The organism is Prescottella sp. R16 (assembly GCF_030656875.1).
GTDB lineage: Bacteria > Actinomycetota > Actinomycetes > Mycobacteriales > Mycobacteriaceae > Prescottella.
Window position 1 is genome coordinate 2863603 of record NZ_CP130943.1, and the last position, 23879, is coordinate 2887481.

Annotated in this window: 19 protein-coding genes; 7 read left to right on the forward strand and 12 right to left on the reverse strand. The window is 68.5% G+C overall.

Translation table 11 applies throughout. The annotated features are described in order from the left end of the window. A complete protein-coding gene (locus tag Q5696_RS13440) occupies positions 1–867 on the forward strand; it encodes an STM4011 family radical SAM protein (RefSeq protein ID WP_305095287.1) in 867 nt (288 codons plus the stop codon). 25 nt (positions 868–892) lie between these two features. Here the strand turns inward: Q5696_RS13440 and Q5696_RS13445 are convergent, their stop codons facing one another. After that, positions 893–2284, reverse strand: coding sequence for a glycine--tRNA ligase (locus Q5696_RS13445; RefSeq protein WP_305091831.1), 1392 nt, complete (start codon positions 2282–2284; stop codon positions 893–895). Between the two features lie 163 nt (positions 2285–2447). Between Q5696_RS13445 and Q5696_RS13450 the strand changes: the two genes are divergently transcribed. Together Q5696_RS13450 and Q5696_RS13455 are read left to right on the forward strand one after the other, a co-directional pair. Then, positions 2448–2789, forward strand: coding sequence for an ArsR/SmtB family transcription factor (locus tag Q5696_RS13450; protein WP_370654789.1), 342 nt, complete (start codon positions 2448–2450; stop codon positions 2787–2789). Next, a complete protein-coding gene (locus Q5696_RS13455; protein WP_305091832.1) occupies positions 2786–3202 on the forward strand; it encodes a Fur family transcriptional regulator in 417 nt (138 codons plus the stop codon). The genes Q5696_RS13450 and Q5696_RS13455 overlap by 4 nt, the downstream gene beginning before the upstream one ends. Here the strand turns inward: Q5696_RS13455 and Q5696_RS13460 are convergent. The 5 genes from Q5696_RS13460 to Q5696_RS13480 form a co-directional block, all read right to left on the reverse strand. Further along, on the reverse strand, positions 3199–3597 hold the full coding sequence (locus Q5696_RS13460; protein ID WP_305091833.1) for a YbjN domain-containing protein: 399 nt from the start codon (positions 3595–3597) through the stop codon (positions 3199–3201). The two genes, Q5696_RS13455 and Q5696_RS13460, sit on opposite strands and share 4 nt — an antisense overlap. Beyond that, positions 3594–4406, reverse strand: coding sequence for an isoprenyl transferase (locus tag Q5696_RS13465; RefSeq protein WP_305091834.1), 813 nt, complete (start codon positions 4404–4406; stop codon positions 3594–3596). Before Q5696_RS13465 ends, Q5696_RS13460 begins: the two co-directional genes overlap by 4 nt. Continuing rightward, a complete protein-coding gene (gene recO / locus Q5696_RS13470) occupies positions 4363–5178 on the reverse strand; it encodes a DNA repair protein RecO (protein ID WP_305091835.1) in 816 nt (271 codons plus the stop codon). The genes Q5696_RS13465 and recO overlap by 44 nt, the downstream gene beginning before the upstream one ends. A gap of 66 nt (positions 5179–5244) precedes the next feature. Further along, positions 5245–6210, reverse strand: coding sequence for a DUF389 domain-containing protein (locus tag Q5696_RS13475; RefSeq protein ID WP_305091836.1), 966 nt, complete (start codon positions 6208–6210; stop codon positions 5245–5247). Between the two features lie 40 nt (positions 6211–6250). Next, positions 6251–8146 (reverse strand): alkyl/aryl-sulfatase, encoded by a 1896-nt coding sequence (locus Q5696_RS13480; RefSeq protein WP_305091837.1) that lies wholly within the window; start codon positions 8144–8146, stop codon positions 6251–6253. Between the two features lie 160 nt (positions 8147–8306). Here Q5696_RS13480 and Q5696_RS13485 point away from each other — a divergent pair, with 160 nt between their 5' ends. Genes Q5696_RS13485 through Q5696_RS13495 form a run of 3 tightly spaced genes read left to right on the forward strand, consistent with a single transcriptional unit; the run spans position 8307 to position 13230 of the window. Then, the gene (locus Q5696_RS13485) at positions 8307–9497 is read left to right on the forward strand and encodes an NAD-dependent epimerase/dehydratase family protein (protein WP_305091838.1); all 1191 of its coding nucleotides are present in this window, start codon (positions 8307–8309) and stop codon (positions 9495–9497) included. After that, a complete protein-coding gene (locus tag Q5696_RS13490) occupies positions 9494–11401 on the forward strand; it encodes a hypothetical protein (RefSeq protein WP_305091839.1) in 1908 nt (635 codons plus the stop codon). Before Q5696_RS13485 ends, Q5696_RS13490 begins: the two co-directional genes overlap by 4 nt. Beyond that, on the forward strand, positions 11398–13230 hold the full coding sequence (locus tag Q5696_RS13495) for a glycosyltransferase family 2 protein (RefSeq protein WP_305091840.1): 1833 nt from the start codon (positions 11398–11400) through the stop codon (positions 13228–13230). Before Q5696_RS13490 ends, Q5696_RS13495 begins: the two co-directional genes overlap by 4 nt. On the opposite strand, the gene era is transcribed toward Q5696_RS13495, so the two are convergent. From era to Q5696_RS13520, 5 genes are all read right to left on the reverse strand, one after another. Beyond that, positions 13227–14144 carry a GTPase Era gene (era, locus tag Q5696_RS13500; RefSeq protein WP_305091841.1) on the reverse strand — a complete coding sequence of 306 codons (918 nt, stop codon included), beginning with the start codon at positions 14142–14144 and terminating at the stop codon, positions 13227–13229. The two genes, Q5696_RS13495 and era, sit on opposite strands and share 4 nt — an antisense overlap. A 2-nt stretch (positions 14145–14146) precedes the next feature. Next, positions 14147–15466 carry a hemolysin family protein gene (locus Q5696_RS13505; protein ID WP_305091842.1) on the reverse strand — a complete coding sequence of 440 codons (1320 nt, stop codon included), beginning with the start codon at positions 15464–15466 and terminating at the stop codon, positions 14147–14149. 25 nt (positions 15467–15491) lie between these two features. Continuing rightward, positions 15492–16034: an rRNA maturation RNase YbeY gene (gene ybeY, locus Q5696_RS13510; RefSeq protein ID WP_305091843.1), complete on the reverse strand. Its 543-nt coding sequence runs from the start codon at positions 16032–16034 to the stop codon at positions 15492–15494. An 85-nt stretch (positions 16035–16119) separates the two neighbouring features. Further along, positions 16120–18255 carry a PhoH family protein gene (locus Q5696_RS13515; RefSeq protein ID WP_305091844.1) on the reverse strand — a complete coding sequence of 712 codons (2136 nt, stop codon included), beginning with the start codon at positions 18253–18255 and terminating at the stop codon, positions 16120–16122. 78 nt (positions 18256–18333) lie between these two features. Next, a complete protein-coding gene (locus Q5696_RS13520; RefSeq protein WP_305091845.1) occupies positions 18334–18963 on the reverse strand; it encodes a TetR/AcrR family transcriptional regulator in 630 nt (209 codons plus the stop codon). Positions 18964–19103: 140 nt separating this feature from the next. On the opposite strand from Q5696_RS13520, the gene Q5696_RS13525 reads away from it, so the two are divergent. Beyond that, positions 19104–20705, forward strand: coding sequence for an MFS transporter (locus Q5696_RS13525; protein ID WP_305091846.1), 1602 nt, complete (start codon positions 19104–19106; stop codon positions 20703–20705). Here the strand turns inward: Q5696_RS13525 and Q5696_RS13530 are convergent. Beyond that, positions 20680–23874 carry a type I restriction endonuclease subunit R gene (locus Q5696_RS13530; protein ID WP_305091847.1) on the reverse strand — a complete coding sequence of 1065 codons (3195 nt, stop codon included), beginning with the start codon at positions 23872–23874 and terminating at the stop codon, positions 20680–20682. The two genes, Q5696_RS13525 and Q5696_RS13530, sit on opposite strands and share 26 nt — an antisense overlap. Positions 23875–23879 lie beyond the last annotated feature (5 nt).

Genomic DNA, 23879 nt, shown 5'->3' on the forward strand with positions numbered 1-23879 from the left:
ATGCTGACGATCCTGTACCGGGGGCCGCTGGCGTCCTGCGACTACGACTGCCCGTACTGCCCGTTCGCGAAACGTCGCGACACACCCGAGCAGTTGCGCGCCGATCGTGCTGCGCTGGAACGGTTCTGCGCGTGGGTTGCCGAGCAGGACCACGAGGTGTCGATCCTGTTCACACCGTGGGGTGAGGGGCTGGTCCGGTCCTGGTATCGGCGGGCGCTCGTGGAACTGTCGCGGCTGCCGCACGTGCGCCGGGTGGCGATCCAGACCAATCTGAGTTGCCGCACCGGCTGGCTCGCCGACACCGACCGGGACACCGTCGCACTGTGGTGCACATACCATCCCGGTCAGACGCCGCACGACCGGTTCCTCACCAAGACAAGAGAATTGGCGGCGCTCGACGTCCGGTTCAGTGTCGGGGTCGTCGGACTGCCGGAACATCTCGACGCCGCCCACCGACTGCGGGCGGAACTGCCGGGGTCGGTGTATCTGTGGGTCAACGCCGCAGAGGGACACACCTACTCAGATACGGACGCGGCCGAGTGGTCCGCACTCGATCCGCTCTTCGAGTACAGCCGGCACCCGCACCGGACCCGGGGCCGGGCGTGCCGGACGGGTGAGACGGTGGTGTCCGTCGACGGCGACGGCACCGTGCGACGCTGCCACTTCGTCCCCGAGGTACTGGGAAACCTGTACGACGGCACCTATCGCAGCGCATTGCGGCTGCGGCCCTGCCCGCTGGAGGTGTGCGACTGCCACATCGGGTACGTGCACACCGAACAACTCCCGCTGTACGACGTCTTCGCCGGCGGGGTGCTCGAGCGGATCCCGGTGGAGTGGCCGAATGTCACACGCGTTCAGTCCAGCTGAACGCGTGTGACATTCGGCCGGGAACTCAGGAGCCGATCAGGCGCTGCGCGAGGTAGCCCTCCACCTGGTCGAGCGCGACACGTTCCTGTGCCATGGTGTCGCGTTCGCGGATGGTGACGGCCTGGTCCTCGAGAGTGTCGAAGTCGACGGTGATGCAGAACGGGGTACCGATCTCGTCCTGGCGGCGGTAGCGGCGGCCGATGGCGCCGGCGTCGTCGAACTCGATGTTCCAGTTCTGGCGCAGCGCGGTGGCCAGATCCTTCGCCTTGGGCGAGAGGTCGGCGTTGCGGCTGAGCGGCAGGACCGCGGCCTTGACGGGCGCGAGACGACGATCGAGGCGCAGCACGGTGCGCTTGTCGACACCGCCCTTGGCGTTGGGGGCCTCGTCCTCGGTGTAGGCGTCGACGAGGAACGCCATGACCGACCGGGTCAGGCCGGCTGCGGGCTCGATGACGTACGGCGTGTAGCGCTCGCCGGTGGTCTGGTCGAAGTAGCTGAGGTCGGTGCCGGACGCCTTGGCGTGCGTCGCCAGGTCGTAGTCGGTGCGGTTGGCGACACCCTCGAGTTCACCCCACTCGCTGCCCTGGAAACCGAAGCGGTACTCGATGTCGACGGTGCGCTTCGCGTAGTGCGACAGCTTCTCCTGCGGGTGCTCGAACAGGCGCAGGTTGTCCTTGGCGATACCGAGGCCGGTGTACCAGTCCATGCGGTAGTCGATCCAGTACTGGTGCCACTCCTCGTCCTCGCCGGGCTTGACGAAGAACTCCATCTCCATCTGCTCGAACTCGCGGGTGCGGAAGATGAAGTTGCCGGGGGTGATCTCGTTGCGGAAGCTCTTGCCGATCTGGCCGATGCCGAACGGCGGCTTCTTGCGCGCGGTGGTGAGCACGTTCGCGAAGTTCACGAAGATGCCCTGCGCGGTCTCCGGGCGCAGGTAGTGCAGGCCGGTCTCGCTGTCGACGGGGCCGAGGAACGTCTTGAGCAGGCCGGAGAACGCCTTGGGCTCGGTCCACTGGCCCTTGGTGCCACAGTCGGGGCACACGATCTCGTCCATGGAGACGGCGTCGGGGTCGTCGAGGCCCTTCTTCTCCGCGTACGCCTCCTGCAGGTGGTCCTGACGGTGACGCTTGTGGCAGCTGAGGCATTCGACGAGCGGGTCGGTGAACACCTCGACGTGGCCGGACGCCTCCCACACCTGGCGGGGCAGGATCACCGACGAGTCGAGGCCGACGACGTCCTCGCGGGCGGTGACCATGTTGCGCCACCACTGCTTCTTGATGTTCTCCTTGAGTTCCACGCCGAGCGGACCGTAGTCCCAGGCCGACTTGGTACCGCCGTAGATCTCACCGCAAGGGAAGACGAGGCCTCGACGCTTGGCGAGGTTGGCGACGGTATCGATCTTGGACTTGGGTGCCACTGGGCTGCTCTCCATCTGGGTAATAGATGCGTGGTTCACGTGCGGTTTTCGCGGGTCCAGCCTATCCGTAGGCGCAACCGCGTCCACTCGGGTGGTTGACATGCATATACGTGCATATCAAAATGGGATCGGTTTGCAATAACGATTCTGCGAGGAGCTGCCCGTGAGCGTCACCGAGTCGTGCACGGAGGGGCCTGTCACCCCGCTCCCCTCCCGGGAGACACTCACCGCTGCCGGCGAGATCCTGCGGGCCCTCGCAGCGCCGGTGCGGATCGCGATCGTGCTGCAGCTACAGGAATCCGAGCGGTGCGTCCACGAACTGGTCGGCGCCCTCGACGTCACCCAGCCGCTCATCAGTCAACATCTTCGGATCCTCAAGGCTGCCGGCGTCGTCCACGGCGAACGGCACGGCCGCGAGGTCATGTACCGGCTCGCCGACGATCATCTCGCACACATCGTCGTCGATGCCGTCGCTCACGCCCAGGAAGGACGATCGACCCCGTGACCGCCCCCCGAGGACGTGCCGTCGTCGGCGTCCGCTCCACCAAACAGCGCAGCGCGATCTCCGCGCTGCTCGACGAGATCACCGAGTTCCGGTCGGCGCAGGAACTGCACGACGAACTGCGTCGCCGCGGTGAGACCATCGGCCTGACCACCGTCTACCGGACCCTGCAAGCCCTGTCCGACGCCGGCACCGTCGACGTCCTGCGCACCGGCACCGGCGAATCGGTGTACCGGCGCTGCTCGTCCGGCCACCACCACCACCTGGTGTGCCGGCACTGCGGGTTCACCGTCGAGGTCGACGGCCCCGAAGTTGAGGCCTGGGCGCACACCATCGCCGAGGCCAACGGTTTCACCGACGTCAGCCACACCGTCGAGGTGTTCGGCACGTGCCGGGACTGCGCGGGACGGCCCTAGCCCAGCAGCCCCCGGCGTGCATCCTCCACGCCCGAGAGCACCAGCAGCAGCATCGTCGCGAGCGGTGCGTCCGCGAGCCCGGTGGCGGGGAACGTGTACCGCAGCAGTACGTCGGCGAGTTTGCCGCGGGTGATGACGTCGATGGATCCGAACTGCAGGCTCGCGTTCCGTTCGGCGACCCGCTTGTGCAGGGCCGGTTTCAGGGTCCGGTCCCATGCCAGGACCGCGGTGATCGACAGCACGTCGAGACCGTCGGCGAGGGTGACGGCCCGCAGCGAGCACAGCGCACCGCCGTACTCGAAACGCAGTGCGCCGTCGTCGTCCATCTCCACGGCCACGAACCCGGACAGGGCCGCCCGCGCCCGCTCCTGCAACGCCTCGGCGGGACCGCTCACTGGTACTTCACCCCGCCGAACCTGCGATCGCGGGACGCGTATTCGACGCACGCCGCCCACAGGTCGCGGCGATCGAAGTCGGGAAACAGCTTCTCCTGGAACACCATTTCCGCGTACGCCGCCTGCCAGATGAGGAAGTTCGACGTCCGCTGCTCCCCCGACGGCCGCAGGAACAGGTCGACGTCGGGCATGTCCGGCTCGTCGAGATACTTCGCGAACGACGCTTCGGTGATCTTCTCCGGGTCGATCTCCCCGGCCGCGGCCCGACGCGCGATTTCCCTTGCGGCGTCGGCAATTTCAGCGCGGCCACCGTAGTTGACGCACATCGTCAACGTCATGACGGTGTTGTCCTTGGTGAGTTCCTCGGCGATCTCGAGTTCCTTGATGACGCTGCGCCACAGCCGCGGCCGGCGTCCCGCCCAGCGGACCCGCACCCCCATCTCGTGCATCTCGTCGCGGCGACGGCGGATGACGTCCCGGTTGAAGCCCATCAGGAACTTGACCTCGTCGGGGCTGCGCTTCCAGTTCTCGGTGGAGAACGCATACGCCGACAGCCACTTCACCCCGATCTCGATACATCCCTCGAGGGTGTCCATGAGGACGGCCTCACCGCGTTCGTGGCCGGCGGTGCGTGGCAGGCCGCGGTCCTGCGCCCACCGTCCGTTGCCGTCCATGACGAGCGCGACATGGTCGGGGATCAGTTCGGGTTGCAGAATGGGCGGCTTCGCTCCCGACGGGTGCGGGGCGGGCGGGCGGATCACCCGGTCAGGCTGGGCTAGAGGCTCGCGGCGTCGAATCACGGTCTCCATCCTGCCCGACCGGGTCGTCGGCGCCGACCCCCGCATGCGGTCGATGCCGTTCGATGAGCGGCAGGGTCCGCAGCTGACGTTCGAGATGCCACTGCAGGTGCGCGGCGATGAGCCCACTGGCCTGGCTGCGCATCGCCGGAGTCGCGGTCTCGGTGTCCTGCCATCGGCCGCGGTCGAGCGCACACATGAAGTCCAGCACCCCGGCGGACGGGGTGGCCGCGCCGGGCGGACGGCAGTGCACGCACACCGCACCTCCGGCCGCGACGTGGAACGCCCGGTGCGGGCCGGGCGCCGCGCAGCGGGCACAGTCCGTCAGGGCGGGCGCCCAGCCGGCGTACCCCATCGCCCGCAGCAGGTAGGCGTCCAGGATCAGCTCCGGCGCCCGCACCTGTTCGGCGACGGCCCGCAGCGCCCCGACGGTGAGCCGGTGCAGCCGCGGCACCGGAGCCTTCTCCTCCCCCGCAAGCCGTTCCGCGGTCTCGAGGATCGCGCACGCGGTGGTGTAGCGGCCGTAGTCGTCGACGATGTCCGCGCCGAACGCGTCGACGGTGTGCACCTGGGTGACGATGTCGAGACTGCGCCCGGGGTGCAGCTGCACGTCGACGTGCGCGAACGGTTCGAGTCGCGCCCCGAACTTCGACTTGGTGCGCCGCACCCCCTTCGCGACCGCCCGCACCAGCCCGTACTGCCGGGTCAGCAGCGTCACGATACGGTCCGCCTCCCCCAGCTTGTGCTGGCGCAGCACCACCGCATGGTCCCGATACAACCTCACGCGACCAGTCTCCCACCGCCCGCCGACACGGTGCCCGCGCCACCACATCGGATGCCGGTCGGCAGCTCACTCGGAGTCGAGGCGCGCACCCACCGTGTGCACCACCTGCACGTCCGGTGACCACGGGACGAGTGCATCCACCGTGGCCTGCAGGTCCTCGATCGGTGGAAGTTCCACGGGTCCGAGCACGGACACCGTCGCGGTGTCCCCGTGCCAGCCGACGTCGGTCACCACCGCGCCCGGCACGTCCGCGAGCCACTTCTCGCCGGCTTCACCGATCTGTTTCGCCCACAACGACGACAACGTGTTCAACACCATCGGGACGGCGACGATCAGCACCCCGAGCCCCAGCATCAGGTAGGCGCCGCCGCGCCTGCCGACCGTCCCACCGTCCTCCGCGCCGTATCCGGCGAGCATCAGCACCGCCGTCGCGGTGACCACCAGGGCGAGCACGTTCGACAGGAACAGCACCGCCGCGCCCCAGGCGAGGGACGGCGCCCCGGAACCGAGACACACCCCGACCACGCCGAGCGGAGGGACCAGGGAAATGGCGATGGCCACGCCGGGCAGCACGTCACCGACGTCCCGGCGGGTGATCGCGACCGCACCGACCAGTCCGGTTGCCAACGCCGCGGTGAGATCCGACAGCTTCGGGGAGGTCCTCCCGGTGACCTGCGAGTTGGCCAGCACATCGGTCGGGTTCGGCAGTAGTTGAGCGAACACCGCCCCCATGACCACCACGAGGGTCGCCGCGGCGACCACCACCACGAGGCTGTGACCGATCAGGCGTCCGCGGCCGGTCGCGATCCCCAATCCGATGCCGAGGATCGGCGTCGACAGCGGAGCGACGATCATCGCGCCGATCACCGTCGCGGTGGAGTCCCCGACCACTCCCGCGACCGCGATCAGCCCCGCCAACGTCAGCATCGTCCAGAACGCCGACGACTTCGCGGTGCGGTCGCCCTCGGTCAGGTCGAGCCGCTCGTCGAGCTCGGCCCGCGTCCGCCGTTGACTGTCGGGCACCAGGATCATCCGGACCCCCCTTTTTTTCTTTCTCCCGGGAAGGTTCGCGTCAGTCCGGGGTGACGATCGCGAAGTCCGGGTCACCCGGATCCAGCACGGCGGCGAGCCGCGTCAGCACCGAGGTGTCGCCGTCGAGCCGGATACCCGCCTCGGCCAGCCCGTCGGCCGACATTCCGCCCAACGCGAGAGCCGGCAAGGTCCGCCGGGTCGCGGTCAGCGTGGCATCCGCCTCCCCCTTCTGGGGCCGGCCGCTGTAGGTGAGGACACCGTTCGCGAGCCGCAGCCGGTACCGCTCGTCGGTGTCGGTGAGGACGACGTCGACGGTGAACTTCTCGTCCCACGCCTCGGGCCCGTTCACCTGGATCGCGATGGCGTCGAACAGCATCTGCGGGGTGAGCGCGGAGACGACGTCCGCCGACGCCGACACCGTGGGGGTGCCGAACCGGCCCGCACGGAGTTCGGTGGTGCCGGAGAGGAAGATGTTGCGCCAGACACCGTTCTCCGCGCCGTAACCCAACTGCTCGAAGGTGTCGGCGAGCAGTGCACGGGCAGCGGTGTGATCGGGCTCCGCGAACACGACATGACTGAGAATCTCCGCCGCCCACCGGTAGTCGCCCTGGTCGAACGATTCGCGCGCCTTCGCCACGACGGCGTCTGCACCACCACCCAGCTCGACGTAACGCTTGCCCTGTTCTTTCGGCGGATGCTGCCACAGGTGCGCGGGATTGCCGTCGTACCAGCCCATGTACCGCTGATAGATGGCCTTGATGTTGTGGCTCGCCGACCCGTAGTAGCCGCGCGCGTGCCAGGCGTTCTCGAGGATCGGCGGCAGCGGAAGTTCCTCCGCGATCTCGATTCCGGTCCAGCCCTTGTTGATCAGGCGCAACGTCTGATCGTGCAGGTAGGCGTACAGGTCACGCTGCGCGGAGAGGAACGTCACCACCCGGTCGTTGCCCCACGTCGGCCAGTGGTGCGACGCGAACACGACGTCGGTCTCGTCCCCGAACAGGTCGATGGTCTCGGTGAGATAGTTCGACCAGGCGTGCGCGTCCCGCACCAGCGCACCGCGCAGGGTGAGCAGATTGTGCATCGTGTGGGTCGCATCCTCCGCTGCACACAACGCCCTGTGCTCCGGGAAGTACACGAGGAACTCGGCCGGCGCCTCGGTCCCCGGCGCCATCTGGAAGATCATCCGGACGCCGTCGACCGTCTCCTCCTGGCCGGTTTCGGTGACGATCAGGGTCGGCGCGATGAGCGTGATGTTGCCGGTTGCGACCGTCTGCGCCAGCCCTGTTCCCAGGCCTCCCTGCGGACCACGCGCGAGCGCGGCACCGAACATGTACGCCGAGCGTCGCGCCATCGCGGTGCCCGCGTAGACGTTCTCCGATGCGGCATGCTCCGTGAACTCGGCGGGGGCGATGATCGGAACACGTCCGGCATCGACGTCCTGCTGCGTCGTGACGCCACGCACCCCACCGAAGTGGTCGACGTGCGGGTGGGTGTACAGCACCCCGGTGACGGGCCGGTCTCCGCGGTGCTCGCGATACAGCGCGAGAGCCGCGGCCGCAGTCTCCTCGGTGACGAGCGGATCGAGTACCAGCACTCCGGTATCACCCTCGATGAACGACACGTTCGACAGGTCGAACCCGCGCACCTGGTAGATCCCGGGAACCACCTCGAACAGGCCCTGGATCGCGTTGAGTTTGGACTGCCGCCACAGGCTCGGGTTGACGGTGTCCGGGGCGTCGCCCTCGAGGAACGCGTAGGTGTCGTTGTCCCACACGACGTTCCCGGCCGCGTCGTGGATCGCGTTCGGCACGCGCCGGCCCACGAGACCGCGGGTGGCGTCGTCGAAGTCCTGCGTGTCGGAGAACGGAAGGCTCTCGAGGAGCGCCTTCTGCTGGCGGATGATGCTCTCGGATGCGGGCTTCTGCGTGGTGTCCATGCACATCAGTGTCGGGACACCGGTAACTCGCCCACCTCACCCATCGCGGGTGATTCCGGCGTGATCCGTCGGCGACGGCACCGAAACACCGGTGTGGTGCAGTACGTTTCGAGAACCGTTCCGACGCACGACGTTTCCGCGGCGAGGAAGGACATATCGGATGCGCACACTGGTCCTCGGTGGTGACGGGTTCTGTGGCTGGCCCAGCGCCCTGCACCTGTCCGCGCACGGGCACGAAGTCACGATCGTCGACAACTTCTCCCGGCGCCGGATCGACGACGAACTCGGGGCCCGGTCGTTGACCCCGATCCGGTCACTGGACGAGCGGGTGCAGGCCTGGCACGACGCGACCGGCCGCGACATCGGGTTCGCCGAACTGGACCTCGCCCACGACTACGACGACCTGGTCGACCTCCTGTCCACCGTGCGACCCGACGCCGTCGTCCACTTCGCCGAGCAGCGCGCGGCGCCCTATTCGATGAAATCACCGGCCCACAAGCGGTACACCGTCGACAACAATCTGGGCGGCACCCACAATCTGCTCGCCGCACTGGTCCAGGTGGGTCTCGACGCCCACCTCGTGCACCTGGGCACCATGGGCGTGTACGGGTACGAGTCTGTCCCGGTGGATCTGCCCGAAGGCTATCTGACGGTCCGGTACCCCGACCGTGACGGCCACGAGCACACCCGCGACATCCTGTATCCGACCCAGCCGGGGAGCGTGTACCACCTGACGAAGTCCTTGGACCAGTTGCTGTTCCAGTTCTACGCCCGCAACGACGGGCTGCGGATCACCGACCTGCACCAGGGCATCGTCTGGGGTACCCAGACGGACGAGACGGTGCTCGACGACCGCCTGATCAACCGGTTCGACTACGACGGCGACTACGGGACGGTCCTCAACCGCTTCCTGGTGCAGGCTGCGGTCGGGTATCCGTTGACCGTGCACGGTTCGGGTGGGCAGACCCGGGCTTTCATCAACATCCGGGACACGGTCCGCTGCATCCGATTGGCGGTCGAGTCCGGGGCCGAGGTGTCGGGCCGGGTGCGGGTGATGAACCAGGTGACCGAATCGCATCGGATCTCCGAACTCGCCGACCTGGTCGCGCAGACGCTCGGGGCCACCGTGGACCACCTCCCCAATCCGAGGGCGGAGGCGGACACGAACGACCTCTCCGCCCGTAACGACCAACTGCTCGGACTCGGACTGGAACCGACGAAACTCGCGGCGGGCCTACTCACGGAGTCGAGCGACATCGCCCGGAAATACTCCGACCGCATCGATCACACCCTGATCCCGTGCACCTCCTACTGGAACGACCGGCGCCGGGCCGAGGGGACCCGACCGTGAGCGGGGACGATCCGGACGGGCCGGAGCCGGAACCGACCGGCCCGGGCGATGACCGGGCAGAACCCGAGTATTTCGCCGGCGAGCACGGCCGACGTGTCCCCCGCGCGGCATGGCTGGTCCTGGGTGCCGCCCTGGTGCTCCTGCTGGGGTTCGTCGTCGTCCGGCCGTCGTGGTTCACCCGGGACGTCGACGACACCAGCCTGCACGTGCCCCCGGAACGGCACTTCACGAAGACACTCGCCGGATCCGGTCACCCGGACGGGGTCTGGCTGACCGACGACAACCCCACCACCAGCTACCTCGTGACCCTTCCCGCCGATTCCACCCCCAGCCGGACCCGGTTGCACCTGCTGGGATCCACCCGGGTCGCCGTGGACAGCACCGTCTTCCTGACGGTGAGCATGGACGGGCAGCAGGTGTACACGAACCGACTCGACACCGGCGACAACGCCCTCGACACCTTCGTCGACGTCCCAGGTCAGGCGGCCGCCGACGGCCGGGTGCGCATCCAGGTCCGCGTCGACGGCACCCGACACGACGAGGTCTGTACCCCCGACCACTCGGCGGGCATGCAGGTTCATCTCACCCCGGACACCGTCGTCGAAGCGGCCCTCGACGAGCCGATCCACACGGTCCGCGACGCGGTCGCCTCGTGGGACCGCGACGTCACCATCGTGCTCGCCGACCTCGCCGACGAGTGGCGCACCACCGCCGCACAGGCCGGAATGGCCCTGACCCGTGCAGGACACGACATCCGGTTCACGGACCGGCTGCCCGAGACCGACATGGGCAGCACCGTCCTCGTCGGCCCCGCCGACACCCTCACCACGTCCACCGGGTGGAGTGCCGACGACACCGGCGACGGGGTCGTCGTCGGCCGGGCCGGGGACACCCCGGTGACAGCGATCGTCACCCCGCAGGGGCACCTCCTCGCCACCTATCTGACGGAAGCGACCGTCGCGACCGCCGACACGGCCACCGCCGACCCCCGATCGGTCACCCCGGCCGTCCCGGCCGGCGACCAGGTGTCCTTCGACGCACTGGGCGTGGACACCTCGGTCGGCCGGATCACCGAGACCCGGCAGTGGCGGGTGCGGTACTCGCTGGCCGACCTGCCCGGCGGGCGGCTTCCCGACGCCGCCCGGGTGGTGATCACCCTGCCCGCGTCCCCCGACGACCTCACCTGGATCCTGAACGCCGACCTCAACGGCCGGTTCGTCGGCAGCCAACGGCTGAACCCGACGGCCGGGACCGTCACGGTTCCCCTGCCGGCGGAGAACCAACTGCTGGAGAACACCCTGACGCTCACCATCGAACGGGACCGGGACCTCGGCGGCTGCGACGTCCGGGTCACCGACTATCCGATCCAGCTGCAGGGCGAGTCGGCGCTGCTCCTCGGGGACGCTCCCGGCGCCGGATTCACGGCGACCGAGCGGCTGCTGGCACCCGGCTTCGCGGTCTACGTCCCGGACGCGTCCCCCCAGGACGCGATCGCACAACTCGACGCCACGGTCCCGGCGCTGACCGGTTTCGTTCCGGCCCACTACGATCCTCCGTTCCTGTGGGGCACCGCGCCACGCCCGGGACAGCCGTTCGTCGCGATCGGCGCGAGCCCCGACGTGCACCCGTCGGTGCAGATCCGGGACGGCCGTATCGTCGCCGGCGCCACGGGCGACACCCTGGACATCCCGTCGTTCGACGACGGTCTGGTGGTGGCGACCGCCACCGAATCCGGGGGTGGGGTCGGCATCGTGCTGCAGTACGCCGGCGCCCCCGGGGAGATCCGGCTCCCCGCATTCGGCTTCGAGTCCGCGCAGGTGGTGACCTCACAGGGCAGTATCGCTGTCGCCGCCGACGGTACGATCCCCGCGACGACACCCGTCCGCAGAATCGTTCCGAGATGACCGGGCTGACCGTCTCCCGCTCGAACGATGCGATCGCCGACCATTTCCGGTCCGTCGACAGCGCACCGAAAGGCTATGCCGTCGACCGCCCGGCCAGTGCCGCCAACGGCTTCCTGGTCACCCTCGTGGGTCTCGGGATCATCGCGATGTGCGCGCGCACCTACCTCGTGCACTCTGGTTTCTCGGACTTTCCCCGTGACCTCGTGCTGTTCTCCCGGGACCGGGGCAACGTGGTCTTCCCGCTACGGCTGTTCCTCGCGGTCTTCTTCGTGACGTACGCCGCGTTCGCCTACTCCAACCGGTGGCGGCGGCTCTTTCTCGGTCTGTCGCTGGTCGGGAAGTTCGCGGCATTCTGTGTCGTCGTCGACGTGATCGGCCGGATCCTCCACGACACCGGCATCGTCTCGGTGTCGGCGTTCGGTCTGCAGATGATCTCCGGGCTCGCCGCCCTCGCGATCTTCCCGCACACCGTCCTGCGGCAGGCGCATCTGCCCGCCCCGGTCGCGTTGCCGGCCCAGGCCGGGACACCGGCCCGGCAGTTCGCCGTCTGGTTCGGATGCCTAGCCGCATCGATCCTGGCCACCGCCGTCGTCGTGCACTTCCTGTCCGGTGTCGTCGACGTCCTCAAGGACTGGGCGATCCTCGGCGGCATCGGCGCCGGAGTGTTCCTGGTCCAACAGTTGTTCGCGTTCTCCACCGCGTTCTTCGGCCACCGTGCGCTGGTCCGGTCCCGCCGGGCCGGCCGCGGATACGCGCCCCCGGTCGCGGTCCTGGTCCCCGCGCACAACGAGGCCCACGACATCGGCGCCACCATCGCGTCGGTCGACGCCGCGGCCACCAGCTACTCCGGGAAGATCCGCATCTACGTCGTCGACAACGCCTCCGCCGACGACACCGCCGCCGTGGCCCGGAACGCCATCGACGCGTGCACCGCCATCACCGGGAAGGTCCTCGAATGCCCGACCCCCGGCAAGGCGATCGCCCTGAACCTGGGCATCGACCACATCACCGAAGAGTTCGTCGTACGCATCGACGCCGACACCGTCATCGGCCCCGGCTGCCTGGAAACCGCGATGTCACACTTCGTCGACCCGACGGTGGGCTCCGTGGGCGGCATTCCGTTGCCCGCCGAGGAGAAGACGTGGATCGACAAGGTCCGCCTGGTGGAAGTCTATGTGCGACACGGCTTCTTCCAGGTGTCACTCGACGGATATCAGGGGGTGCTGGGGGTTCCCGGCATGTTCACCGTCTACCGCCGGAGCAAACTCGTCGAGGTCGGCGGCATGGTCCAGGGCATGAACGGCGAGGACACCGACATCTGCATGCGGCTGACCGCGGCCGGCTACCGCTCCGTTTCGGATCCGACGGCGATCTACCACAGCGAGACCCCGGCCGTCTACGCGCATCTGAGGGAACAACGCACCCGATGGTTCCGCAGCATCTACCATCTCAGCGCACGCAACCGGGCCATCCTGTTCGACCGCCGCTCCATGACGGGCACCTTCGTCCTGCCCTTCCAGCTGGTCAACGCGGCACGCCGCGCGATGCTCGGCCCGCTCCTGCTCTTCGCCCTCGTCGCGGAAGTGTTCTTCGGTGCCACGTTCACCACGATGCGGTGGCAGCCGGTGGTCGCGACCCTGCTCGGCATGTCACTGTTCGTGACGATCACCGTCTGCCTGATCTGGCGGCCGAGTTCACTGAAATACGTTCCGGCCTACCTGTGCTTCCGGGTACTGCGCAGCTACTTCACGCTGCTGTCCGCGCTCACCCTCGTCTACCCACCGATGCGTCCGCGCCGGCACCTGCACCGGCGCGGACGCGGCGATTAGAACCCGAGCCGGCCCAGCTGCTTGGGGTCGCGCTGCCAGTCCTTGGCGACCTTGACGTGCAGGTCCAGGAAGATCTTCACACCGAGCAGCTTCTCGATCTGCTTGCGGGCCGCGGACCCGACCTCGCGGAGGCGGGCACCCCCCTTGCCGATGACGATGCCCTTCTGGCTGGGCCGCTCCACGTACAGCAGGGCGTGCACGTCGAGCATCTCGCCCTGCTTCTCGGTGCGGTCCTCTCGTTCCCGGATCTCCTCGATGACGACGGCCAGCGAGTGCGGCAGTTCCTCGCCGAGACCCTCGAGCGCGGCCTCCCGGATCAGCTCGGCCATGAGGGTTTCCTCGGGCTCGTCGGTGATCTCGCCGTCCGGGTAGAACGCCGGACCCGGCTCCATCAGCCCGGCGAGGACCTTCACCAGCAGCTCGACCTGCTCACCGGACTTCGCGGACACCGGGATCACCTCGGACTGCGGTCCCAGCAGCTTCGAGACCGCCATGAGCTGGGTGGCGAGCGCATCCTTGCCCACCTTGTCGATCTTGGTGACGATGCCGACCAGTGTCGTCTTGGGCGCCATCTGCCGCACCTGGTCGAGGATCCAGCGGTCGCCGGGGCCGATCTTCTCGTCCGCCGGGATACACAGGCAGATGACGTCGACCTCGGAGTACGTGTCGCGCACCAGATCGTTGAGCCGCTGCCCGAGCAGCGTCCGCGGCCGGTGCAGGCCCGGCGTGTCCACCAGGATCAGCTGCGCGAAATCGCGGTGCACGATGCCGCGGATCGTGTGCCGGGTCGTCTGCGGCCGCGACGAGGTGATCGCGATCTTCTCCCCCACCAGCGCGTTCGTCAGCGTCGACTTGCCCGTGTTGGGCCGTCCCACGAAACACACGAAGCCGGAACGGAATTCGTTGTCGGTCATCTTCACTCCTGGTTCACGTTTCCGTCTTCGTTCACGTCGTCGGCGGTCTCCGGGCCGGGGACCCGCTCGACGTACACGGTGCTGATCCGCACCCGGCCGCGCACGTCGGCGCCGCCCTCCCCGCGCAGGCGCAGCCCCGCGGTCACCACCTCGGATCCGGGCAGCGGGACCCGGCCGAGTTCGTAGCCGAGCAACCCGCCGACCGTCTCGACCTCGTCGTCGTCGATGTCGACGTCGAACAGTTCACCCAGGTCCTCGACCGGCAGCCGCGCCGACACCCGGTACGAGCCGTCACCGAGATCCTCGACGGGCGGGGTCTCGTCGGTGTCGTACTCGTCGGCGATCTCCCCGACGATCTCCTCGATGACGTCCTCGATGGTGACCAGTCCGGCGATGCCGCCGTACTCGTCGACGAGGAGCGCCATGTGGTTGCGCTGCTGCTGCATCTCGGCGAGCAGGCTGTCGAGCGGCTTCGAGTCGGGCACGAACACCGCCGGACGCATCACCTGCCGGACCGTGACACTGCGGCCACCGTCCGACGAATAGTAGGTCTGCTGGACGAGGTCCTTGAGGTAGACGACCCCGAGGACGTCGTCGACGTTCTCCCCGACCACCGGAATCCGGGAGTGCCCACTGCGCACCGCGAGCGACGTGGCCTGCCCGGCCGTCTTGTCGGCCTCGATCCACACCATCTCCGGGCGCGGCACCATCACCTCACGGGCGTTGGTGTCGCCGAGCTCGAACACCGACTGGATCATGCGGCGTTCCTCGTCGGCGACGACGCCACGTTCCTGCGCCAGATCGACCAGTTCCCGCAGTTCAATCTCGGACGCGAACGGGCCGGCCCGGAAACCGCGGCCCGGGGTGAGCGCGTTGCCGACGAGGATGAGGAGCCGGCTGAGCGGGCTCAGCAGCACACCGAGCGCCACCAGCGGCAACGACCAGGCCAGGGCCAGCGGGTAGGCGTGCTGCCGGCCCAGGGTGCGGGGGCCGACACCGATCGCGACGTAGTCGACGAACACCATCACCACGATCGTGACGACGACACCCCACACCGGGCCGATCCACTCGATCAGCGCCCCGGCGATCAGGACGGCCGCCGCGATCTCGCACAGGATCCGCAGCAACACCACGAGGTTGACGTAGCGGGGCCGGTCGGCGACGATCCGCATCAGCCGGGCCGCGCCGGGCCGCTCGTCCTTCGCCATCTCCTCCACCCGCGCGGGTGACAGGGTGTTCAGGGCCGCGTCGAGGGCGGCGAAGAGGCCGCCGATCGGCACCAGGACGACCGCGAGCACGACCAGGACGATCGCGTCGTTCACAGGTCACTCACCGATCGGCCGGACACTACTGGCCGGGACCATCGACGAATCCGGTCTTGCCGAGCAGACGCTGGTCGCGGTCCGCGAGATCCGCCTCGTGCTGCGCACGCCGCAGATCCTCGTACCAGTCGGCGAGCAGCTGGTTCTGCAGACCGAACATCTCCTTCTCCTCCTCCGGCTCGGCATGGTCGTAGCCGAGGAGGTGCAGGCAGCCGTGCACGGTGAGCAACGCCAGCTCGTGATCGAGGGAGTGACCGGCCTTCTGCGCCTGATCGGCCGCGAACGACGGACACAGCACGATGTCGCCGAGCATCGACGGACCCGGCTCGGGGGCGTCGGGGCGGCCGCCCGGCTCGAGCTCGTCCATCGGGAACGACATGACGTCGGTGGGGCCGGGCAGATCCATCCAGCGCATGTGCAGATCCGCCATCGTCGCCGAATCCACCAGCACCATCGACAGTTCCGCCGCCGGATGCACATCCATCTGCGCGATCACGAACCTCGCGACGCTGATCAGGTCCTCGTCGCAGACTTCCATCCCCGATTCGTTGGAGATCTCGATGCTCATCTACGTCGCTCTTTCGTCTGTCGCGGGCACACCCCGGCCACGGTCACGGCCGGGGTGCGGGGAGAACAAGGGGGCGGGCACAACCCTACCGCCGCTGTGGACGCTGCGATCCGGCCCGTCGCTGCGCCCGGTTACCGAACGCCGGACCGTCCCCACGATCGGCCTCGAACCGGTCGTACGCGTCGACGATGTCGGACACCAGCCGATGCCGGACGACGTCGCTGCTGTCGAGTTTCGCGAAATGGATGCCGTCGATGTCGTCCAGGATTTCCGTGGCCGCCCGCAGACCCGACCGGGCCCCGCCCGGCAGATCGACCTGCGTGATGTCGCCCGTGACGACGATCTTCGACCCGAACCCGAGACGGGTCAGGAACATCTTCATCTGCTCGGCCGTGGTGTTCTGCGCCTCGTCGAGAATGATGAAGGCGTCGTTCAGGGTGTTGTGCGTCAGCAGGAAATCCTCGGTGACGTACAGCGAGTCGGCGGCGGCGACCCTGATGCAGACCGCCTCTTCGGTGCCCCCGGATTCGATGCTCTCGATGTACCGCCGGGGCGTCTTGGAACCGGCCTCCGCGTACTTCTCGGCCTTGCGAGCGAGCCGGAACGGCGCGCAGCCCTCGGGTAGGCGGATGTCGACGACGTGCGCATCGTGCCGGTACTCCACATCGCGGCCACGCGCGTGTCCGGGCGTCCGGCCCTCGGCGGCGCGGGTGCGGCTGTAGGCGATACCGCCCAGTGACTGCACGAGGAAGATCACATCGTCACGCAACCGGTCGGACACGGTCGTGTACTGCACACGGCAGGTCCGTCCGGCCTGGGTCACCGGTCCGCCGTCGGAATCGAGCAGACCCTGCAGGACGGCGAGTCGGACCTCGGCGGCATTGTGCAGGTACTGCGTCGGCACGAACTTGGTGGGCGACTTCGAGCCCCACAGACCGAGTTCCCGCATCGCGTGGGTGACGGGGTTCTCGATGGTGATGACCTCACCCGGCGTCGTGATCCGGTTGAGGACGTAGTCCATGTCAGACTTGCGGCGCGCGACGATCCCCGGGATCGCGGCGGCGAGCGCCTCGGCCAACTCCGGATCGGCGGTGGTGAAGCTCGGCGTGGTCACACCAGCCATGCACCCGTCCCCGAGCATCAGACCCAGGGCGTACGGGTCCAGCGGCACCGGCACGGCGTCGAAGGCCACGGGCTCTGTGAGCAGCGGAAGCTCGTAGCGGTGGTAATGCGCGGCGCGGAGGTTCCCGATCATCTCCTTGGCCTCGAGCACCCGCGGTCCCTTACCGCGGCGGCGATCGTCGCGCGTGTACACCGACCACAGATGATCCGTCGAGCAGAGCGTCGACGCCCCGTCCTGGGTGGTCACCCGCACGATGTCCTTGAACCCCTGCGGGTAGACGCCGAGCACCTCGGTGGGTCGTCCGTCCGACCCGATCACCTCGTCGCCGACCTGCACGTCCCCGATCCGGCGGAAACCGTGCGGGGTCAACACCCGGGTGGACAGCGGCTGCGCCCGGCCCCGCATGTACGCCAGTGGCGCGACCTCGATGACCCCGGCCTGCATGAGTTTCGGGATGGCCTCGGGATCCATCATGTCGTGCAGGGCGTCGTGCAGCGGCCGCAGATACGGGTCGATCTTCTCGTGCAGGGTGCCCGGCAGGAAACCGAGACGTTCACCGGCTTCGACGGCCGGGCGGGTGAGGATGATGCGGGTGACCTGCTTGGTCTGCAACGCCTGCACGGCCTTCGCCATCGCCAGATACGTCTTGCCGGTGCCGGCGGGGCCGACACCGAACACAATGGTGTTCTCGTCGATCGCGTCGACGTAGTGCTTCTGGTTGAGCGTCTTGGGCCGGATCGTCTTGCCGCGCCGGGACAGGATGTCCAGGCTCAGCACGTCGGCGGGCGACTCGGACAGCCCCTGGGTGAGCATGCCGACGGTGCGGCGGACGGCGTCCGGGGTGAGGGACTGTTTGCGTCGCACCAGCGAGGTGAGCTGCTCGAACGCCCGCTCCGCCAGGGCCACGTCGGCCGGGGACCCGGTGAGGGTGACGGCGTTGCCGCGGACGTGGATGTCGGCGTCGAGGATGCGCTCGAGGGCGGTCAGGTTCTCGTCGGAGGCTCCGAGCAGCCCCGGCGCCACCTCGGGTGGGAGTTCCAGACTCGAACGGACGGTGCGTTCGACCGGCTGGGACGGGTTCTCCACTTGTTCACTCACGTGTGGGTTCAGGCCTACTTCCAGGTCCGACGGTTTCGCTGACGGTCCGCGACACGGGGTGCCGCGTGTGTTCGAAGTCTATCGCCCTTCCTGCCACTTCGACGCCTCCCCGACGACCTCCGCGGCCCGTTCCGGGGACAGGCCGAGCAGTACCAGGCCGACCGTCGCGAACGTCTCGCCGCTGTCGGCGATCTCCCCGAGGTTGGCGCGCTCGAGCAGCGTGAGCGTCATGCCCTCGTACATCGCGACCAGCAGGGGCGCCGGAAGGTAGCCGGAGAAGACGCCGTCCCGCTGACCGTGTTCGACGAGGGCGACGGTGCTCGCCCGCAGCGGTTCGAGCAGGTCGTGGATGCGGTCCTCGCCCAGTTCGCGACGGGCGAACGACAGCAGCACCCGGAACCGGTCCCCGATCGGCCAGGTGCGCAGTGCCAGCACCGCGAGTCCGAGGTCGGGTGAGTCCGGCATGGGCAGTCCGTCGACCAGCGATTCGGCGATCGCCGACGATGCCTCCGCCACCAGGCCTTCGATGAGTGCTTCCCGGTTCGGGAAGTGCGAGTACACCGTCCGGCGCACCACTCCCGCGGCCTTTGCGACGTCGTCCATGCTCGCGTCCTGGTCGCCCGCGAACGCGGAGATCGCCGCCTCGAGGATGCGGGCGCGGTTGGCCCGGGCCTGGGCGCGGACGGGGTGGGCGGTCTCGGCGGTCACCACTTCATTGTGGCCGGTATCGATCATGTGACGTGCGACACGCAGTTATTGCACACCGCTGTGCAAGAAACTAACTTGCACAGCAGTGTGCAAGCAGCCGTGCGGGGGTGGATCCGGCGGCACGTCGAGAGGCGAGCGACATGACAGTGACATTGATGCAGTTACCGGGCATCGCCCGCGTCCCCGTCGACCGGATGGATCGGCCCTACCCGCGCCGGTGGGCGGCCCTCGGAGTGCTGTGCCTGAGCCTGCTCATCGTCGTCATGGCGAACACCGCGCTCATCGTCGCGGCCCCCGACATGACCCGGGACCTCATGCTCACCAGCGCGGACCTGCAGTGGATCATCGACGGCTACACCGTCCCGTATGCGGCGCTGATGCTGCTGTTCGGTGTCATCGGCGACAAGTACAGCCGACGCGGCGCCCTCCTGACGGGGCTGCTCGTGTTCGGGGCCGGTGCCGTGTTCGGCAGCCTCGCCGACAGCACGACGACCGTCGTCGCGGCCCGCATCGTCATGGGTGTCGGTGCCGCGATCATCATGCCCGCAACGCTGTCGCTGCTGGTCGCGACGTTCCCGGCCGCGGAACGCGCCCGTGCGGTCGCGGCGTGGGCGGCCACGTCCGGGCTCGCGATCGCGCTCGGGCCACTGCTGGCCGGGTGGCTGCTCGACAGTCGGTCGTGGCATTCCACGTTCCTCATCAACGTGCCGATCGCGGCGGCCGCGGCGATCGGGGCGCTCGCGCTGGTGCCACCGTCGAAGGCGCACGGACTCGGACGCATCGACTGGCTCGGTGGGCTGCTGTCGGTGGTGACGATCGGGACGGGCGTGTTCGCGATCATCGACGGCTTCCATTTCGGTTGGGGCGGTAGGGCACTCGTGGCCGGGGCGGTGTCGGTGGTCGGGCTGGCACTGTTCGTCCGGTGGGAGTTGCGGCATCCGCAGCCGCTGCTGAACGTGCGCCGGCTCGGCGATCGGGCCGTCGGCGGCGCATCCCTCGCGGTGCTGCTGGTGTTCCTGGCCGCGTTCGGTGCGATGTTCTTCCTCGCCCAGCATCTCCAGTTCGTGCTCGGGTTCGGCGCCCTCGAGACCGGGGTGCGGCTGCTGCCGCTCGCGGCCGCGGTCACCGTCGGAGCCGGTGTCAGTGCACGGCTGGCGTCCCGGGTGGGGCTGCGGGTGATCGTGGCGTCGGGCATGCTCGTCGCTGCCGCCGGCGTTCTCGCGCTGGTCCGGGTCGACGCCGCATCCGGCTATCTCGACGTGCTGCCGACGCTCGTGCTGCTGGGTCTCGGTGTGGGCCTGGCGGTCTCCCCCGCGACCGACGCCATCATGAGCAGCTTCCCGGAGTCGGATCTCGGGGCGGCGGGCGGCCTCAACGACACCGCGATCGAACTCGGCGGCTCCCTCGGTATCGCGATCCTCGGTTCTGTCCTGGCCGCCACCTACAAGGACGGCATCGCCGGCTTCCTCGCCGCACTGCCGGTGCCGACCCTGTCCGGGCCGCAAGCCGATCTGCTGGCGCAGGGCCTGCAGGCGTCCGGAGAATCCGTCGGCGGCGCCGCGATCGTCGCGCAGGAACTGGCGACCAACCCCCTCGGCAAGAGTTGGTCGCAGCCCCTCATGGACGCCGCGACATCCGCGTTCGCCGACGCCGTCGTCCGCGCCGGGCTCGTCGGCGGGCTGGCGCTCGCGGTCGGCGCGGTCGTGGTGGCGGTGGTCATGCCGCCATATCGGGGGCGATGATCTCCATCTGTTCGAGGACGAGTTTGATGGCTGCCGGCTGCTGGTCCGGCGGGTAGCCGTGCCGGACCAGCAGTCTCTTGATCTGGGAGCGCAGCTTGGCTTTGACGTCGTCGCGTTGCGTCCAGTCGGTCTTGATGTCGCGGCGCATGACGGCGACGAGGTCGCGGGCGATGTCGGCGAGTTTGCCTTCGCCCTGCTGCTCGACTGCGGACGGGTTCTGGCTGACCGCGTCGTAGAAGGCGAGTTCGTTGTCGTCGAGCGGCGGGTCGAAGCGGTTGCCGCGGTCGGCTTCGCGTGCCACCTCCTGCGCCATCTCCACCATCGCGGCGATCACCTCCGCGGAGGTGAGCTGGCTGTTGGTGTATTTGCGCATCAACTCCTGCAGCCGCTCGGAGAAGGCGCGCTGGCGGACGATGTTGTGCCGGGCAGCTTTCCGGGATTCCTCGTTGATCAGGGTGCGTAGCGCCTCGATCGCGAGGTTGGGGTTGCGGGCCTGCTGGGTGCGGGTGATGAAGTCGACGTTGATCTCGGACAGTGACGGTTTCGGCATGCCGGCGGCGTCGTAGATGTCGAGGACTTCCCCGGATTCGACGGATGCCGCCATCAGCGTCCGCAGCGCGCGCTCGACGTCTTCGGGGATCACCTGGCCGCGGGCCGCCCGGTCCTCGGCGTCGAACTTGGCCATGTAGACGCGGACTTCTTCGAAGAACCGTGCGACGGGAGCCTGTTCGCGCAGTTCTTCCCGGCTCCCGCAGATGGCCCACATCCGGGACAGCTGTGACGAGAACGTGCGGTACCGGGCGGCGAGGGTCTCCTGCCCTGCTTCGACCTGGTTCTCGGGGTGCCGCGGGTCCCGCAGATGGTCGACGGCGCCGAGGGCCGCCCGGAGGTAGGACTGTGGGCCGGGTTCGCGGAGTTTCGCCCGCCAGTCGTATCCGTGCAGGATGTTCTCGAGTTTCGTGACGAGGTTCTTCGCGGTGTCGATCGCGGCGTCGATGTCACGGCCGAGCGGCTTGCTCTGCTTGTCGGATTCGGTGTACTCGGCCAGCGCCGCGGCGAGGTTGTCGGCGACCGGCGCGTACGCGACGAGGAGCCCGTCCCGTTTGCCGCGGAAGGTGCGGTTGACCCGGGCCAGGGCCTGCATGAGCAGGGCCCCCTTCAGCGGCCGGTCCAGGTACATGGTGTGCAGGGGCGGCGCGTCGAAGCCGGTGAGCATCATGTCCTTGACGATGACCAGTTCGAGTTCGTCGTCGATGTCCTTGAGCCGCTTCTTGATCACCGCGTTCGCCGAGTCGCGTCGCACGTGGTCGCTGATGGGCGGCTGGTCGGACGCGGTGCCCGAGTAGACGACCTTGATCCGGCCCTTGTCGAGGTCGTCGGAGTGCCAGTCGGGTCGCAGCGCGACGATCCGTGTGTAGAGGTTGGCGCAGATCTCGCGGGTGCCGCCGACGATCATCGCCTTGCCGGGCGCGGCCGGATTGTCGGCGTCTCCGACGAATTCGCTCATCGCTGCGCGCCGGGTCTCCCAGTGCTCCACGAGGTCCCGGGCGAGCTGGTCGAGGCGGGCGGGTGCCCCGTAGACGGCGTTGACGACGGCGACGTTGCGTTCGATCCGTTCCCGCTCGGTGTCGTCGAGGCCGACGGTGACCTCGTCGGCGGTGGCGTCGAGATCGGTTTCGGTGACGCCGTCGGCGAAGGCGACCTTGACGAGCCGGCTCTCGAAGTAGACGGGGACCGTGGCGCCGTCCTCGACGGCGCGGGTCAGGTCGTAGATGTCGATGTAGGGCCCGAACACGTCGCGGGTGTTGCGGTCCTCGAACGAGACGGGGGTGCCGGTGAACGCGATCAGTGCGGCGTGCGGGAGTGCATCGCGCAGATGCCGGGCGTAGCCATCGAGGTTGTCGTAGTGGCTACGGTGCGCCTCGTCGACCACGACGATGATGTTGCGCCGGCTCGACAGCATCGGATGCGCGGCGCCGGAGTCCTTCTCCTCCTTGGTTTTCCCGAACTTCTGGAGGGTGGTGAAGTAGATGCCGCCGGTGGTGCGGCCGGAGAGTTCGCCGCGCAGCTCCTCGCGGCGGCGGATCTGCCGGGGCTGTTCGGGCAGCAGCTGCGAACGCAGGAACGTCTCGTACAGTTGCCCGTCGAGTTCGGTGCGGTCGGTGATCACCACGATCGTCGGGTTCGCCAGCTTGGGGTGCCGGATCACCTGGGCTGCATACAGTTCCATTTCCATCGACTTGCCGGAGCCCTGAGTGTGCCAGACGACGCCGGCCTTGCCGTCGGATTCGACGGCGTGCACGGTGGAGGCAACGGCCTTGGTGACCGCAAAGTACTGGTGCGGTTTGGCGATCCGCTTGACCAGCCCGTGCTCACCCTTGTCGAAGGCGGTGAAGTTGCGCAGCAGCTGCAGGAAGCGTTCCTGGTTGTAGAGGCCGTCCATCGCGACTTCCATCGCCGCCGCGGAGGTGGCGGCGACCGGTACGCCGTCGTCATCGACGTTCCACGGCGAGAAATGGTTGTAGGCGGTGAACGGGGTGCCGTACTTGGCGGTGATCCCGTCCGACACGAGAGTGAAGACCACGAAACGGAACGCCAGCGGGAATTCGGCGACGTAGGTGCGCAGTTGGGCGTGGGCCTCGGCGAGGCCGGCGTTCTCGCTGCCGGCCCGTTTGAGTTCGATGATGCCGACCGGCATCCCGTTGAGGTAGAGGACGACGTCGAATCGGCGGTGGTGGTCTCCGCGGCGGACGGTGACCTGGTTGACGGCGAGCCAGTCGTTGTCGTCGGGGTTGGTGGACACCAGGCGGATCGTGGGCGTGACCTCGGCGCCGGTGTCGTCGGTGTAGGTGACCTTGCGCAGGCCTTCGGTGAGGTAGCCGTGAACGGTGTGGTTCTCGGCGAGCGCGTCCAGGGAACCAGCGGTCGCGACGATCGCGGTGGCCTGGTCGACGGCGTGCGGCGGCAACTCTGGGTTGAGGGCGGCGATCGCCGCGCGCAGCCGGGGGGCGATGAGCAGGTCGTCCCAGCCTGCGCGCTGGCCGGTGTCGGGGGCAATCTCCGCGCCCTGCACCGGCTTCCAGCCGAGTTCGCCGAGGGTTTCCAGGGCGAGATGCTCCCAGTCGGCCTCGGTCAGGCCACGGTCCGCCATGTCGACTCCCTCACTCATGGTCA

Coding starts and splice junctions, on each gene's coding strand:
- era (WP_305091841.1), bottom strand. CDS start 14,144: ATGACCGACAACGAATTCCGTTCCGGCTTCGTGTGTTTCGTGGGACGG.
- Q5696_RS13465 (WP_305091834.1), bottom strand. CDS start 4,406: ATGGAGACCGTGATTCGACGCCGCGAGCCTCTAGCCCAGCCTGACCGG.
- Q5696_RS13440 (WP_305095287.1), top strand. CDS start 1: ATGCTGACGATCCTGTACCGGGGGCCGCTGGCGTCCTGCGACTACGAC.
- Q5696_RS13480 (WP_305091837.1), bottom strand. CDS start 8,146: ATGGACACCACGCAGAAGCCCGCATCCGAGAGCATCATCCGCCAGCAG.
- Q5696_RS13495 (WP_305091840.1), top strand. CDS start 11,398: ATGACCGGGCTGACCGTCTCCCGCTCGAACGATGCGATCGCCGACCAT.
- Q5696_RS13525 (WP_305091846.1), top strand. CDS start 19,104: ATGACAGTGACATTGATGCAGTTACCGGGCATCGCCCGCGTCCCCGTC.
- Q5696_RS13475 (WP_305091836.1), bottom strand. CDS start 6,210: ATGATCCTGGTGCCCGACAGTCAACGGCGGACGCGGGCCGAGCTCGAC.
- ybeY (WP_305091843.1), bottom strand. CDS start 16,034: ATGAGCATCGAGATCTCCAACGAATCGGGGATGGAAGTCTGCGACGAG.
- Q5696_RS13485 (WP_305091838.1), top strand. CDS start 8,307: ATGCGCACACTGGTCCTCGGTGGTGACGGGTTCTGTGGCTGGCCCAGC.
- Q5696_RS13530 (WP_305091847.1), bottom strand. CDS start 23,874: ATGAGTGAGGGAGTCGACATGGCGGACCGTGGCCTGACCGAGGCCGAC.